The 547-nt window shown below is 71.5% G+C and carries 1 protein-coding gene and 1 pseudogene; both read right to left on the bottom strand.

The window, feature by feature from the left end:
* Positions 1-225 (bottom strand): cytochrome P450 (locus D3D02_RS18775; RefSeq protein ID WP_121571351.1); only part of this gene is annotated, 225 nt, incomplete at its 3' end.
* A gap of 126 nt (positions 226-351) precedes the next feature.
* A pseudogene (locus D3D02_RS18770) lies at positions 352-547 on the bottom strand (chemotaxis protein); the annotation flags it as partial.

The following is a 547-nucleotide window of genomic DNA, read 5'->3' as shown; positions in this document are numbered from 1 at the left end:
GTCGTCGAACTGCGGCTTGCGGTAGCGCTCGGCGTCCGCGACGAGGACGCGCTCGACGTCGGCGGGGTTCGTGAGCAGGTACGTCTCTCGCGGGTCGAGGTCGAGCCGCACCACGTCGCCGTAGCTGTCGGCGCAGGCGCGCAGGAAGCCGAACGGGTCGTCAGCGAACTGGCGACCGTTCCCGAAGAGGGGGTCGCCGAGCGGTCCGGGCGGCGTAACGGACATACGATTTCTGGGGGTTGAGCGGGGTTAAACGTTCGGCGGAGGGGGAGGGAACGCGGAAGAAAGACGCGGGAACGAGACGCGGAGAATGAAACGCGGGGAGAGCGGGGGCGCGGCGTCGGCGGGCCGTTACCGCGCGTCGAGGCGCTCGACGCGGGCGATCAGCTCGTCGACGGCCGCCTCCTGCTCGTCGGTGGCGTCGACGATGCGCTCGGTCGCGTCCTCGGTGCGGTCGGAGCGCTCGCGGACCGCCTCCAAAGAGGAGGTGAGCTCCTCGACGGTCGCGGCCTGGTCGTCGGTGGTCCGCGCGACCTCCGCGACGCCC

It is taken from the genome of Halobellus sp. Atlit-38R, assembly GCF_003665925.1.
Taxonomy (GTDB): domain Archaea; phylum Halobacteriota; class Halobacteria; order Halobacteriales; family Haloferacaceae; genus Haloquadratum; species Haloquadratum inordinatus.
Note: the sequence above shows the minus strand (reverse complement) of the source record. Positions and strands in the feature narration are given on the sequence as shown.